We start from the raw sequence: 13,686 nt of genomic DNA, 5'->3' as shown, positions 1-13,686 counted from the left end.
TTCACTCCTGTCCCTGTTCCATCGTGCGCAGAGCCTCTGCAAACTCTTCGCGGGAGATTTGGAAGCTTGTACACCGCTTGAAAAATTGCTTCCCGTTAGCATACCCGATACCGAGCAGCTTGCCCATTTGCAGACGACGGTTAGCCGCATCCGGATGAACGATAAGCCCCGCAGCCATCAGGTCATCCCAGGTAATATCCCCTTCTCCGGATGCCATCTCCGTCCGAAGCTCGGAGAGCGCCTGACGGATCGCTTCAGGGCTCGCGTTCTCAATTCCGATATCGCCTTTGTACATCGCCTTCTCCTGCGGCAGAAAAGCATGCTTGCAGCCCGGCACGCGCCGCGCGACAATTTTGCGGATCCTCTCGCCCGCATGATCAGGGTCCGTAAATATAATAACGCCTCTGCGTTCCATCGCCAGCTCGATCCGGCGCAGCACATCCTCACCGACCGCAGAGCCATTTGTTTCAATCGTATCGGCATCAACAGCCCGCTTCACGGCGACTGTATCGTCTTTGCCTTCCACCACAATAATTTCCTTGATCACAAGCGTACATTCCTTTCTAAAGCAGCAACTTTCGCTCTTCTTTCACCGTCAATAATATGCAGCTTGCTTAGCATCTCCATGCACACAAAAAGAAGAGGCAGCGCCTCTTCTTATAATGGCATAAATATCAATGAAATACGATAGCGGAAAGCCATTAGCTCGCGGAAGGCTTAGTTGGTCCAAGCACATACACGGTATACCCTTTTTTCCGGCCGAACTTATTGGCATAGCTTGTGCTGTCGAAGTAAACGTCAATCTTATTGCCGTTGATTGCACTGCCGGTATCCTCCGCTCTGCGGAAGCCAATGCCTTCGATGTATACCCACCAGCCGATTGGAATAACATCCGGATCCACCGCAATCGTGCGGCCTTCCTTCACTTTCGCACCGGAAGCCGTAATGCCGTACCCCGGATGGTCCTCATTCTTGCCCGTAGACGCCACGCCCGCCGAATAAGCGGTTAAAGTAACGTTCTTCAAGACCTTCTTTGCCTTAAACGTCACGCCGCTCTTGGTAAACGAGGCATTGCTCGCGGCCGAGAGCGTATGTACGTTTTTCTTCGAGCCGATAGCTACGACCTGACTAACCGTATGCTTCTGCACGACCTTATCGACCAGCTTGGAGGAAACGAGAACGCCATTCTCATACTTCTTCTCCACTCGCTCGATCACGAGGCCGTTTTTGCCGGATTGAACCAGCTTCTCCTTCCCTTGCTCAAGGGTAGGATCTTGCTTCTTCACGATCGAGAACGGCAAAGTCCGTTCAGTCTCCGCCACCTTGGTATCGACGCGGGTAACGGTAACGGTCATCGCGTCCGAAATGGTGGTAGCCAGAGACGGGGAAACTTTATCTTGATCGCGAACAGGAATATTTAATTTCCCGATCGCCGCCTGTACTGTTTTCTCTGTCGTGTACACCGTCGATGTTTTGCCATCTGCTTTTACGGTAACCGGAACCGCGTACTTGATTTCAATGCGGTCTCCGTCTTTGATGGACGCATTCAGAGGATGAGATACCTCGTCATAGGGTCCAACCGTTATAGCTTGTTCATCCAGTAGGCGTTGCAGGACCCATTGTTTTGTCTTTACAACAGTCTCTTGTCCATTCACTACTACGGATACGCTCTTATCAGCCGATCCGTACAACAACACCAAAAACATGAAAGTCATAGCGATTGAGATAATTGCACTCAGAACAATTAAACGCAAATTTTCATGCTTCCATCGCATTGCGAAAGTCATGCTGGATGATCGCTTCCCATGGGTCTCCCTAGCCTGAATCATGCCCACTTCTATCGGTCCTCCTTCATAGCCCCGCCGCCAATCTGTTACGCATGATACTATTGACGCGACTATTAAGTATATTGGCGTGACGAGCACGCTCCAGTGTTACGGCCTCCCACCTCCCAGATCTACCCACCGAAAGACTATTTCCGCTTAAATCGAAAATAAAAAGAAGCCTTCGACAGAGGATCTGATCGTGGCTTCCTGGGTAATCAAACATTCAGGAAAAGGTGAATACACGAGGTTGATCGCTCTCTATAGACGCTTACGAGGTTAGCTGACGGGTTCGGGCGAGAGAGCTGCCCTATCCGCGGAACGAATGCTCATGGCAATCGCCGCAAAATTCACCCCTGAAGAATTCAATACGCCGCCGATGCTTCAAGACGTCTTAATCATGCATCTGCTGACGTTGGTTCCCCCGCTCTCCGCTTCCGGAGATTAAGCGTAAACTGGAAATCCAATACAAAAGTTAAAGCTCTGAGAAAAATCATACCTTCACGACCGTACAATTGTAAAGACGCGTTAAAAGACGATTTTAACGAAATTTTAGCATTCTGAAGGCAAATATGGGCGATTCTAACACGTAAAAAGAGTTTTATCGCGGCTATAGTCTTTATTTCAGTGGTTTTAGACCGTTTTTAAACAATACCAAAACATTTTTTACCGTTTGTGCTTGTAATAACTGCGATTTCCTCCTTAGATTTTCCTGTTATCTCGGCTGCGGCGTCTGCGACTAAAGACACATATGAGCTCTCATTCCTCTTTCCTCTAAATGGATGAGGAGCCAAATAAGGGGAGTCGGTTTCGATAAGCAGACGGTCAAGCGGAACCTTCGCAAGCACCTCTTTTGGCACCCTTGCATTTTTGAAAGTGACCGGTCCTCCAAACGAAATGTAGAAGTTCATATCGAGGCACATTTTGGCCGTTTCCCAGCTGCCCGAGTAGCAGTGCATGACCCCTCCAATTTCGGAGGCCTTCTCCTCTCTCAGAATGCGGACAATGTCCTCATGAGCATCCCGGTTATGGATTACGATTGGCTTGCCAAGCTTCCTTGCAAGCCGAATCTGCTCCCGGAATACCCGTTGCTGAACTTCCTTCGGAGACGTATCCCAGTGATAATCGAGTCCGATCTCCCCGATAGCCACTACCTTCTTATGGGAGCACAGCTGCTCAATCCATTCCAGGTCCCCCGGCTCCATGAAGACGCTGTCTACCGGATGCCAGCCAACCGCCGCATAGATAAAATCATATTTTTCCGCAAGCTCCATCGTTGTTGGGATCGTCTCCCGGTTAAAGCCTATATTAAGCATTAAATCGACACCGGCGGCTCGTGCCCGTTCGATAACCTCGGCACGGTCGTTGTCGAATTGTGAAGCGTCCAGATGGGTGTGTGTGTCGAATAAAGAAATCATCTTAGCTGCAAGCTCCTTCTATAATAAGGTTTAAATTTTGAATAACTCCCTCACGGCCGGGCTTAAGTGATCAGCCGCAGCAAGGAGAGACTCAAGCGGATAATAGATATGGTACTGGCCTTGGTGTAGGCCGCTGATGGAACGGACGATGTCGGATTTCACCGATATTTCGCTTAAGCTGTTATCTTCGCTTAGCAGCAGAATCGGCGCTTTCTCCTCTTTCCCGCCTTTTTTCGCATCCGGGCGATAAATGTCGTAAGGCTGGTCAAACGGAAAATCAATTTCCATGTGATAATCCGGATTAAGCCCTATAGCAATGAACTGGCGAGCTGCTTCTTCTAATAAAGAATCCCCCGGATCATCAAGCGTAATGTACTTGTACAGCTGACGATTAAGGAAGCGGTCACACAGCCCGGCAAGCAGCGTATCCTGCTCCTCGGTCCAGAGCGAGAAGATCGTCTGCATATACGCCTCATCCAGCTTCAAATAATCCGGTACCGTAATCGTGCCGTCGAGGAGTTTGTTGATTGGTCCAGGCATCCACGCAAAGCTGTAGCCGCTCTCGTACAACTCCTTCGCCCGGCGGGTAATTTGCCGCAAAATAATTTCCGAGCTCCGCGTCACCGGATGGAAATAAATTTGCCAGTACATCTGATAGCGGGACATCAGGTAATGCTCAATGGCATGCATGCCGCTATCCTTCACGACAATCTTCCCCTGAACAGGCCGCAGGACGCGCAGAATACGCTCCAGATCGAAGTTGCCGTAATTAACCCCCGTGAAATAAGCATCCCGCAACAAGTAGTCCATTCGGTCCGCATCCATCTGACTGGAGATCAAGCTCACAACAATCGGATTCGGATAGGTCTTGCTGATTACCGAGGCTACCTTCTCCGGGAAGTCCTGAGACACACGGCGCAGTACCTGGTTTACTTCCGTATCCTCCAGCAATATCGCACAAGTCCACTGCTCATGGTGGGTATCAAATACCTGCTCAAGCGAATGGGAGAACGGACCGTGACCGACGTCATGCAGTAGGGCTGCACATAGCGCCAGAAGTCTTTCCTCCTGCGGCCAGCCCGGATACTCGTTACGCTCGAACTGCGAGATGATTTTCCTCGTTATTTCATAAACCCCAAGCGAGTGGGAGAACCGGCTGTGTTCTGCGCCATGAAACGTCAAATAAGAGGTTCCAAGCTGGCGAATTCGTCTAAGCCTCTGAAACTCCTTCGTGTTGATTAAATCCCAAACCGTTTGATCCTGCACGTAAATATATTTGTGAACCGGATCCTTAAATACTTTCTCTTCGGTCAGTTGCTGATTCATTCGCCCTATCAACTCCTTGTTCATGGTTTCGACACAAAACTGTGATAGAATGTCGAATAGTGTCGTAATTTTGTTTCCAAATTGTCGAAGCTGTTGTATGCTATAGTAAGATTAATATGACCTTGCTATAGAGTCAAATTCCCGTAAGTAAAAGGTCTATTGCGTTCTACTAAAGAGTTTTCCGGTTGACTATTATGGGAATCGTTGGTATTATAGTAGCCATAAAAAGAAAAACTATGTCGAATAGTGACGAAATGTAATTTCCTGAGAGGAGAAACAAAATCATGATGAAATCTACTGGTATTGTTCGTAAAGTCGACGAATTGGGTCGTGTTGTTATTCCTATTGAATTGCGCCGTACGCTTGGTATTGGCGAGAAAGACGCTCTGGAGATTTATGTAGACGGCGAGCGCATTATGCTCAAGAAATACGAGCCTGCATGTATCTTCTGCGGCAATGCGGAAAACGTTTCTTACTTCAAAGGCAAAATTGTTTGCCATATTTGTTTATCTGAAATGCCTTCTCCTGTGACAAAATAAGAAATATAGGTTATAATAGAAATACACTAACTTGTTAATTCTAACCTTTTTATACTCCTTGATGCCTTCCTGTGCTAGAACCCGGCCAGGAAGGTCTTTTTTTGCCCAAATAACGCAGTAATCTATCGATTTACTGCGTTATAGACTTCCCGCTTCGGCAGGCCGCGGTCTTGCGCCGCTTTTTTTATCGCTTCTTTACGATCTAAGCCTTCGTTCTCATAATGGGTCACATGTTGTTCAAGCTCAAGCGACGTCCACCATGTCTCTCCGTTATCCCCTGCATCTCCGGTCCCGGCAGCTGCACCTTCTATAATAAGGCAGTACTCCCCGAGAGGCGGATTCTCCTCCAGAAAAGCGATACATTCCGATATGGTTCCGCGTGCTGCCTCCTCATGACGCTTTGTCAGCTCTCTTACCATTGCGATCCGCCGGTCACCCCAATGCTCCAGCATCGCGTCAAGCGTCTTCTTCAGGCGATGTGGAGACTCGTACATCATTAGCGTCCCTTCCTGTCGCTGCAGGCGGGTCAGCCATTCCGCTAGGGGCTTCTTATCTCTAGGCGGGAATCCGGTAAACATGAACTGATCAGTTGGCAGTCCCGAAATGATCAACGCCGATAATGCTGCGTTCGCACCTGGTATAGGCACGACCTTAATCCCCTGCTCAACCGCATCCTTAACCAAATCCGCGCCTGGGTCGCTGACCGCAGGCAGGCCTGCATCGCTGACCAACGCAATAGATTGTCCTTCTATTAATAGACGGATAAGCTCGCTGCCGCTCGCCTGTTTATTATGCTCATGATAGCTCACCAGTCTGGTAGAGATTTCGAAGTGAGTAAGCAGCTTGCGCGTTTGTCTAGTATCCTCTGCCGCAATAAGCTGTACTTCCTTCAACGTCCGGATGGCCCGGAACGTCATATCCTCCAAATTGCCGATTGGCGTTGCCACCAAGTATAGAATGCCGTGCTCCGTCTGCTCTTTAAAGCTCTTTTGAATCCGTACCATTTGCCCGCTCCTTCTCATCTGTCACGCATCTGCTGCCTGTCGATTATTCGTATACGAAAACGGGCGGCAGCAATCTAAGCTCCGGCCTGCCGTCACGTATTGCCTCAATTAATACCATGTTTGCTTCGCCCTGCGCATTCGGATGGATGAACTGGACGCGCTTCGGCTCAAGCCGATACTTCCTCATCGTCTCCATAATATCAATGAATCGGGAGGGCCGGTGAACCATTGCAACTTTCCCTCCGGAACGGACAAGCCGTGCGCAAGCATGTACAACGTCATCCAGCGTGCAGTGCACCTCATGACGCGCAATCGCATAATGATCGTTCTCATTGGAGTCTCCGGCTTTTACCGCCATGTATGGAGGATTGACCGTAACGACGTCATAAATACCATTACCCGCTTCTTTCATGAAAACTTTCAGATCGGCCTCAATAATTGAGATCTGCTCTGAAAGCTTATTCATCTCTACGCTGCGCCTTGCCATATCAGCCAGTCTTGGCTGAATCTCCACGGCATCAATATGCGCATTGGTTCTTGTCGTCAGCAGCATAGGGATGACCCCGTTACCTGTACAGAGATCAAGAATCCGCCCGCGCTTTGGAATGGTAGCGAACTTGGATAACAGCACGGCATCCAGGGAAAAGCTGAATACTTCCCTGCTTTGGATAATATGCAGACCCGTCTCCGTCATCAAATCATCAATTCGTTCATTTGGCTCCAATCTTACTTCCAGCACTATTGACCTAACTCCCTTAACATAAAGATACCGCCCTCAACAGCCAAGGACGGTATGCTTACAATGTTCTGTTATTTATTAAGGAAGGATAAGCAGAACAAGCAATCTCCTTCTGTCCGCAAATGCCCGTAATACACGTTGCAAATGTGGAATCCTTCGTGATACAGCCTAGCCAAATTATCATGCGCCTCACCGACGAGACCGGCTTGCTGCGATGTATCGTTAACCGTATCTTCCTCCGCATGAGCTGCAATCTCACGGCGGGCAGGCTGAGCAGCAGCTTGTCCTTCCGGGCGACTAGCAGCGGACTTTGGCTTCGGCGACGTCTCGCGTTTCAATATTTTGCGCAGCTGTTCGTTTTCCATGCTCAGCTGCTGATTTTCTTCCAGCAGCTCTTTGACCCGCTGCTTCAGAACGCCAAGATGAACATGGAAATCACCCATCCGGCTTTCTAACTGCTCCATTTGATTAAAGATTTCTTTGTTCTCCAAGCTTTCACCCCAGAGCTTTCAAACGTAGTCGTTCATTGTTCCTTCACAACCACATCGTCGAACGGCAGCTCCTTCGGTTTACCCGACACATCGAACAACTGCACGTACACAGACTTCGTGGAAGCGTTGATGCCCGTTACTTTGCCTTCGCCATAAGACGTGACGACAATTTTCCCGACGGAAGGTAACTCCTCCCGCACGCTTTCGTAATTATCATGCTCATATTTCAAGCAGCACATAAGACGGCCGCATAACCCCGATATCTTTGTAGGATTGAGCGATAAGTTCTGATCCTTGGCCATCTTGATCGACACCGGTTCGAAATCTCCCAGCCAGGACGAGCAGCATAATACGCGCCCGCAAGGTCCGATGCCTCCCAGCATCTTCGCTTCATCGCGTACACCGATTTGCCTAAGCTCAATCCGTGTACGGAACACGCTAGCCAGATCCTTTACAAGCTCCCGGAAGTCGACCCTTCCTTCAGCTGTGAAATAGAAGATAATTTTATTGCGGTCGAACGTAAATTCCACGTCAACCAGCTTCATCTTAAGCTGATGATCTCTTATCTTGTCCAAACAAGTAGCAAATGCGTTCTTCGCGGCGGCACGATTCTCCTCCACAACCTTAGCATCTACCTCGCTGGCAATTCGGATCACTTTCTTCAGCGGCAGGACGACGTCTGCTTCACCAACTTCTTTCTGTCCCACCACGACCTTGCCATATTCAATCCCCCTGGCCGTTTCGACAATAACATGCTGGTCCTTGTCCACGGGGTGCAGGGCCGGATCAAAGTAATAAATCTTGCCCGCTTTTTTAAAGCGGACTCCGACAACGTTATACAAGGATTTAGCCCTCCTGTAGGTTTACCAATAGTTGCTCGATAGCAAGCTGCGGGGATACGTTGGAACGTATTCGCTTGCCCGCTTCAAGCGTATGCTCAATACAAGAGATCCAACTCTCGATCGGGCGGTTGAACGCATGCTTGCTGATCCAATCCAACTGATCTATATAAACAATACTTTCCTGCCTTCCGGCCTGAAATTGAATCATATCTTTGAACCATAATACAAATAAGGACAGCAACAGCTGTACCTCGCCTGCAAGGTCCGTTTTAAAAAATTGCTGCTGAGCGGTGAGCATTCCCGCGGTGAATCGGGTCAGACTCTCCTTCCCTAATTGTATCACTACGTTTCTGATTTCTGCAAACTGATTCTGTTGGATAATCTCTCTAGCACCGTCCAGTCCCGAGCTCAGCTCGACGGCAGCGCGTGCCAGAAGAGGCGAAGCTCCTTCATCGACCAAAGCCTTAAGCATTTCGCTAGAGGAGAAGGGCAGGAATGGTACCCACTGCGCTCTTGATCGGATCGTTGGAAGAACGGCTTGTCCATTATCCGTAATCAGTATGGCTACAATAGGAGAAAGCGGCTCTTCAAGAAACTTGAGCAGACTGTTTGCTGCCTGAAGGGTCATTGTCTCCGCTCGCTCGACAATATATACCTTCTTCGAGGATCCGCTTCCCCGGTAAGCAAGCTCTCGCTGAAGCTCGCGGATTTGATCGATCTTAATGGATTGTCCGTCAGGCGTAATGGTCAGCAGATCCGGCTGGTTTCCATTATCGAACTTCCGGCACTCGAGGCATTGATCACAAGCGTCGTCCCCGCCAGCCGTACAAAATAACGCCTTGGCGAAGGCTCTTGCCATAGCCTTTCTTCCCGTACCGGAAGGACCGTAGAACAAATAAGCATGCGATACCTTTCCGCTCTGCAGCGCATGCTTTAATATTCGTTTTGCTTTCCATTGGCCGGCCACTTGTTCCATGCTCATTGCTGCTTCCTTACCCTTTCTTACACGCTAAGAATTTATAAGCTTTGTCGGCGCAGCCGTTTACACTTGTCTAAAACAACAAATTAATAAGAAGTCCGCGTATTTCTCCGATCCGGCCAAGCAGATCAATTCTGCCCTGTTCGCTGTCCAGCAGCTCCTCGGCCATCGACACCAGCGCCGAATCTATCTCATCCAGCAGCTTGTATCGCTTGGTCCGGCCTCTTCGATCAAAGCCGCGCAGCTCTTTCAGCCCGATTCCGCGCTTAACCGTATCCTCAAGGAACCGCTTCACCATATGCCGATACATTTTCAGCTCGCGGACCGTCATGGTTCTGGCTAATCGCTCACCTTGCTTGTGAATCTCATCAAGCTTCTGCTGCAGCTGTTCCTGTGTCCGCAGAGCATCCTGCTGTACCATGGCATCGGAGAAGCTCCTAGCCGGAGCAGGCTTAGTAGCCGTGTCTCCGCCCGTGCGGTTCTGGCCAAGCGGACGCCAGCTTTGATCGATCTTCATCGCTTAACACGCTCCATCAGAAATGTTCGAATCGCTCAACAGGAACGACGAATACGGCCGCGCCTCCTACTTGCACCTCTACAGGGAAAGGAATATACGAATCGGTCGAGCCCCCGATTGGAGATACAGGCGTAACCAATTGATCTCTCACCTTGCAGTTTGAGCTGATTACTTGCAATACTTCATGAACCCGCTCATCTTCAATACCAATCATAAAGGTTGTATTACCGGCACGGAGGAACCCCCCCGTACTTGCAAGCTTGGTTGCACGGAAGCCATCCTTCACAAGGGCGTTCGACAGACGGTTGCTGTCCTTATCTTGTACAATCGCAATGACTAATTTCATCCTCATTCCTCCCATTTGGTTAAAGGTTAATAGAACAGGCACAAAGTCATTCCTAAGTTGTTTATTTCACATCAGAAGCGAAAAATCCTTTAAATCTGCGGTCAATCGTCAAAATAACTTCTTCCAGCACAACATTTGCCGCTTTTCCTGCATCTACCTGCACGATACGCTCCGGGAATTGCTCGCGCAGCCTATGATAGCCTTCCCGAACGAGCTGGTGAAAAGCAAGCGATTCCAGATCCAAGCGGTTAACTTCGCGTTCTCCCGCCGACTTGATCCGGGCTAATCCAACTTCCGGATCAATATCCATGTAGATCGTAAGCTGAGGCATCGCTCCATCGACCGCAAACCGGTTGATCGACCATACCTCCTCCATCCCAAGTCCTCTGGCATGGCCCTGATAAGCCAGGCTGCTGTCTACGAAACGGTCACAGATAACGAGCTGACCGCCCTCAAGCGCCGGCATGACCTTTTCGACGAGATGCTGGCGTCTTGCAGCCGCATACAGCAAAGCCTCCGTACGGGCATCCATGCCTGTATGGGTGCGGTCCAGGATAATGGAGCGGATCTGCTCCGCAATGGGTATGCCGCCCGGCTCACGGGTCGTTATGACGGTTTTGCCCCGCTGCTGCATCGTATGCGCCAGCTGCTCAATCAGTGTTGTTTTGCCGGCACCTTCGCCGCCTTCTATGGTAATAAAGATTCCCTTATTCAAGCTCGTATGACTCCTAACCTAAAGCTACTGATGACTATACTTGTGTATAGTATATATTCTAACAAAGTTATAACAAAGCGAATACCCTTGTACAATTATTTTCACCTAATTAGCGAGAATATACGGCAATTGTCCGCATGGTATTGTCGACTGCTCCCTGAAATTTGGCCCCCGTAGCCGCTAATGTCGAAATACATCCGATCATTTCGTTCGTCAGCGTCTCGCCCGGATATATAACGGGTATGCCGGGAGGGTAAGGGATGACCATTTCCGCTGACTCGCAGCCTTCCGCATCGGTTAATGGAATTCTATGGTGCTCCTTCTTTTTCCGGCTAAATTCTACCGGCTTTAGCTGACTTGGAGTACCATTACCCGGATAAAAGCCATCTGAAACTTTCGTTGCCCCGCTCTTGGCTGGCTGGGACATGATCCACTGCTCGATATGAGCACATGCATCCTGCAGCTTGAATCTGTCATCATCCGTCGTGCGGCTTCCCCATACCAGCACAACATGCCGGGTATCCGCCATTTCCGCCCAGCAGCCATACCCCTCTAATTTTTTCTGCAGCTCAAAGCCGGTTATAGTCCCAGTTCGGTCCCATAAAACGATTCTGAGCGGGTCCAGCTTATCGTATGCTTCTGTTTTATGCCCTGCACGCAGAACCTTTAGTGCTCCGTCTGCATCTTCAATCCACTCCCGGAACGCCTGAGCTGTGGCAACGCCAGGTTGAAACCAGTCCGACTTATAGCGGTCCACCATAACCCGAGCAATATCAAGGGAAGCCATTATTGGAAATGAAGGACTGGAGCTTTGAATGGCAGCTAGTACTTCTCTTATAGAATCTCGGGGAATACGCTCTCCCTGCACATGCAGCATGGCACCCATCGTTAATGCGGACAGGGTTTTATGCGTGGACTGAACGGCCGCGTCTGCCCCAGCCTGTATTGCCGACTGCGGAAAAGACGGATGAAGCCCGTAATGAGCGCCATGTGCCTCATCAACGAGCAGCAGCTTATTAAAGCGATGTACGAGTTCTGCGCAGCTTGTTAGATTCGTAGTCATCCCATAGTAATTCGGATTCGTCAGCATAACTGCCTTAGCCTCCGGGTACAACTCGAGGGCTTGCTCGATATCCTCCAGAGAAGGTTGAGTAGCAAGTCCCGTCTCGTCATCTATCCGAGGCATAAGAAATACCGCTCTGGCTCCCGCAAGCCTTAATCCGTTGATAACCGACTTATGGACATTACGCTGAACGATGATCAGGTCACCGGGCTCGCATACCCCAAGGATCAGCGCCAGGTTACCCGACGTGCTCCCGCCTACCAGGAAATAAGTCTCTTCCGCGCCAAAACATCGAGCGGCGAGCTTCTGCGCCTCAGCTATAAAAGTCTCAGGATGATGGAGATCATCCGTTGACGACAGTTCCGTTACATCGAGCTTCATAATTGTAGACAGCCAATTCTTCTCTATGGATTGTCCCTCTTCATCTATTTGACCAAAGCGGTGTCCTGGAACATGAAAACTAACCGGGCCCGTCTCATAATGCCTTACTAGTGCTTCAAATAAAGGAGCATGCAATCGATTCACGGCAATAACCTTCTATCTTTTTTTTCATCTATTGTAACGGATTTTGGCACAAAAAAAGAGCGGCATCCTATGAGAGATTCCGCTCAGGCGTTTTTTTCAATAAAGATCTGTTTCATTTGATGAATAAAAAAAGGATATTTGGCGTCTTTTACATCTGTGCGAACCATCTCCGATTCACAGTTCTCGCAAATAAACTCCGACACAATGCGGATTCCTTCACCTTCGGCTTTATGCTCCCCGCATATAATGCAATGAAGCCCGCGATCCTCTATCATAACATTCCCGCCTTTCTGTCATCCTATAACTATTATTATGGCATATATTCTAGCGGTTTATACTTGTTTCATAGCCCATTTCAAATATTTCTATATCGTATGCGGCATTCGCCTAATTGGTGAATCCAAACTTGCCGATATACTTAAGAGTAAATTCTTTACTCCTATTTACGAAGGGAAGTTCAACATGCGTCAATCCTTATTGGAACAGCAAGCAGCCACGATTTATCAATATAAGCTTGTCCGAAGAAAGGTTATACGCCCCGAGCTTGTCCAGAGCCATATCCTTATTGCCGCCATTCTCCTTGCCTTTCAGCTTCTTATGTACGGTATGGACGGCCTGTTCAGCTGGCTCTTCGGATTTGCTATCGTTCAAGTCATCCATCTTATCATTTTGCTGCTTGCCTTTATACGCGTTGAGGACGCCGTAGACCGGCGCTGGATATGGGGGATCACTCCTCCGTGGTTTGGCTTCAAGCCCGCCAATGACATTCGTCTCGCTTTATACCGCCGCGTACACCGCCATCTCTTCTGGATTGGCATCTGTGCCGTTGCCGTTATGTATCCATGGATTAAGCCATCGCTCCTAATCAGCATCTTCTGCTGGCATTTATGGCTCATTATCCCCCGGATGCTCCTGTCTCTCGCCTTTCGCAAGCAAAATAAAGACGGCATTCTCCGCCTTCAGCGAAACGAAGCTTCCTACTACCATCAATAACAAACCCGGACAAAACAAAAAGCCTGCCGCGTAATGCGGCAGGCTTCTCATTGCTTGGCGACGTCCTACTCTCCCAGGACCCTGCGGTCCAAGTACCATCGGCGCTGGAGGGCTTAACGGTCGTGTTCGGTATGGGAACGCGTGGTTCCCCTCCGCCATCGCCACCAAACGTAAGCGTTAGCTTATTCAAGGGTTTGCGCCCTGAAAACTGGATGCGAAAGTTTGTAACTCTTTAAGTCTTTAGGATAAGCCCTCGACCGATTAGTATTCGTCAGCTCCACACATTGCTGTGCTTCCACCCCGAACCTATCAACCTCGTCGTCTTCAAGGGGTCTTACTAGTTGGGAAATCTCATCTTGAGGGGGG

At 49.3% G+C, this 13,686-nt stretch carries 16 protein-coding genes, 2 rRNA genes and 1 riboswitch; of the genes, 2 read left to right on the top strand and 16 right to left on the bottom strand.

Features of this window, described 5'->3' with window-relative positions:
* Position 1: 1 nt before the first annotated feature.
* The 4 genes from rnmV to M3194_RS28780 form a co-directional block, all read right to left on the bottom strand.
* Positions 2-547, bottom strand: coding sequence for a ribonuclease M5 (gene rnmV / locus M3194_RS28795; protein WP_251657602.1), 546 nt, complete (start codon positions 545-547; stop codon positions 2-4).
* A 154-nt stretch (positions 548-701) separates the two neighbouring features.
* A complete protein-coding gene (locus M3194_RS28790; RefSeq protein ID WP_251657601.1) occupies positions 702-1,835 on the bottom strand; it encodes a ubiquitin-like domain-containing protein in 1,134 nt (377 codons plus the stop codon).
* Positions 1,836-2,075: 240 nt separating this feature from the next.
* Positions 2,076-2,284, bottom strand: a riboswitch (cyclic di-AMP (ydaO/yuaA leader).
* 183 nt (positions 2,285-2,467) lie between these two features.
* Complete coding sequence (locus M3194_RS28785; protein WP_251657600.1) at positions 2,468-3,241, bottom strand: TatD family hydrolase; 774 nt, start codon at positions 3,239-3,241, stop codon at positions 2,468-2,470.
* 30 nt (positions 3,242-3,271) lie between these two features.
* A complete protein-coding gene (locus tag M3194_RS28780; RefSeq protein WP_251657599.1) occupies positions 3,272-4,567 on the bottom strand; it encodes an HD domain-containing protein in 1,296 nt (431 codons plus the stop codon).
* A gap of 284 nt (positions 4,568-4,851) precedes the next feature.
* Here M3194_RS28780 and M3194_RS28775 point away from each other — a divergent pair, with 284 nt between their 5' ends.
* Positions 4,852-5,106, top strand: coding sequence for an AbrB/MazE/SpoVT family DNA-binding domain-containing protein (locus M3194_RS28775; RefSeq protein WP_012772023.1), 255 nt, complete (start codon positions 4,852-4,854; stop codon positions 5,104-5,106).
* A 122-nt stretch (positions 5,107-5,228) separates the two neighbouring features.
* Here M3194_RS28775 and rsmI read toward each other — a convergent pair whose 3' ends face one another.
* From rsmI to M3194_RS28725, 10 genes are all read right to left on the bottom strand, one after another.
* Complete coding sequence (gene rsmI, locus M3194_RS28770; RefSeq protein ID WP_251657598.1) at positions 5,229-6,110, bottom strand: 16S rRNA (cytidine(1402)-2'-O)-methyltransferase; 882 nt, start codon at positions 6,108-6,110, stop codon at positions 5,229-5,231.
* 43 nt (positions 6,111-6,153) lie between these two features.
* Entirely contained in the window at positions 6,154-6,849 is a 696-nt protein-coding gene (locus M3194_RS28765; protein ID WP_397334392.1) for a tRNA1(Val) (adenine(37)-N6)-methyltransferase, read from the bottom strand.
* A 71-nt stretch (positions 6,850-6,920) separates the two neighbouring features.
* Positions 6,921-7,340: an initiation-control protein YabA gene (locus M3194_RS28760; RefSeq protein ID WP_251657597.1), complete on the bottom strand. Its 420-nt coding sequence runs from the start codon at positions 7,338-7,340 to the stop codon at positions 6,921-6,923.
* A 32-nt stretch (positions 7,341-7,372) separates the two neighbouring features.
* Positions 7,373-8,182 (bottom strand): PSP1 domain-containing protein, encoded by an 810-nt coding sequence (locus M3194_RS28755; RefSeq protein ID WP_251657596.1) that lies wholly within the window; start codon positions 8,180-8,182, stop codon positions 7,373-7,375.
* Positions 8,183-8,186: 4 nt separating this feature from the next.
* A complete protein-coding gene (holB, locus tag M3194_RS28750; protein WP_251657595.1) occupies positions 8,187-9,164 on the bottom strand; it encodes a DNA polymerase III subunit delta' in 978 nt (325 codons plus the stop codon).
* 70 nt (positions 9,165-9,234) lie between these two features.
* Entirely contained in the window at positions 9,235-9,678 is a 444-nt protein-coding gene (locus tag M3194_RS28745) for a YaaR family protein (protein WP_251657594.1), read from the bottom strand.
* Positions 9,679-9,694: 16 nt separating this feature from the next.
* Complete coding sequence (locus tag M3194_RS28740) at positions 9,695-10,024, bottom strand: cyclic-di-AMP receptor (RefSeq protein ID WP_012772016.1); 330 nt, start codon at positions 10,022-10,024, stop codon at positions 9,695-9,697.
* Between the two features lie 61 nt (positions 10,025-10,085).
* Positions 10,086-10,739: a dTMP kinase gene (gene tmk, locus M3194_RS28735; RefSeq protein WP_251657593.1), complete on the bottom strand. Its 654-nt coding sequence runs from the start codon at positions 10,737-10,739 to the stop codon at positions 10,086-10,088.
* 109 nt (positions 10,740-10,848) lie between these two features.
* The gene (locus tag M3194_RS28730; protein WP_251657592.1) at positions 10,849-12,327 is read right to left on the bottom strand and encodes an aminotransferase class I/II-fold pyridoxal phosphate-dependent enzyme; all 1,479 of its coding nucleotides are present in this window, start codon (positions 12,325-12,327) and stop codon (positions 10,849-10,851) included.
* Between the two features lie 83 nt (positions 12,328-12,410).
* Positions 12,411-12,602: a sigma factor G inhibitor Gin gene (locus M3194_RS28725; protein WP_251657591.1), complete on the bottom strand. Its 192-nt coding sequence runs from the start codon at positions 12,600-12,602 to the stop codon at positions 12,411-12,413.
* Positions 12,603-12,789: 187 nt separating this feature from the next.
* On the opposite strand from M3194_RS28725, the gene M3194_RS28720 reads away from it, so the two are divergent.
* Positions 12,790-13,320, top strand: a complete 531-nt coding sequence (locus tag M3194_RS28720; protein ID WP_251657590.1) for a transposase — start codon at positions 12,790-12,792, stop codon at positions 13,318-13,320.
* Positions 13,321-13,372: 52 nt separating this feature from the next.
* Here the strand turns inward: M3194_RS28720 and rrf are convergent.
* Both rrf and M3194_RS28710 read right to left on the bottom strand, forming a co-directional pair.
* Positions 13,373-13,489: ribosomal RNA gene (gene rrf / locus M3194_RS28715) — 5S ribosomal RNA — on the bottom strand.
* A gap of 72 nt (positions 13,490-13,561) precedes the next feature.
* Positions 13,562-13,686: ribosomal RNA gene (locus tag M3194_RS28710) — 23S ribosomal RNA — on the bottom strand; the annotation flags it as partial.

The organism is Paenibacillus glycanilyticus, from assembly GCF_023715145.1.
Lineage (GTDB): Bacteria > Bacillota > Bacilli > Paenibacillales > Paenibacillaceae > Pristimantibacillus > Pristimantibacillus glycanilyticus_A.
Note: the sequence above shows the minus strand (reverse complement) of the source record. Positions and strands in the feature narration are given on the sequence as shown.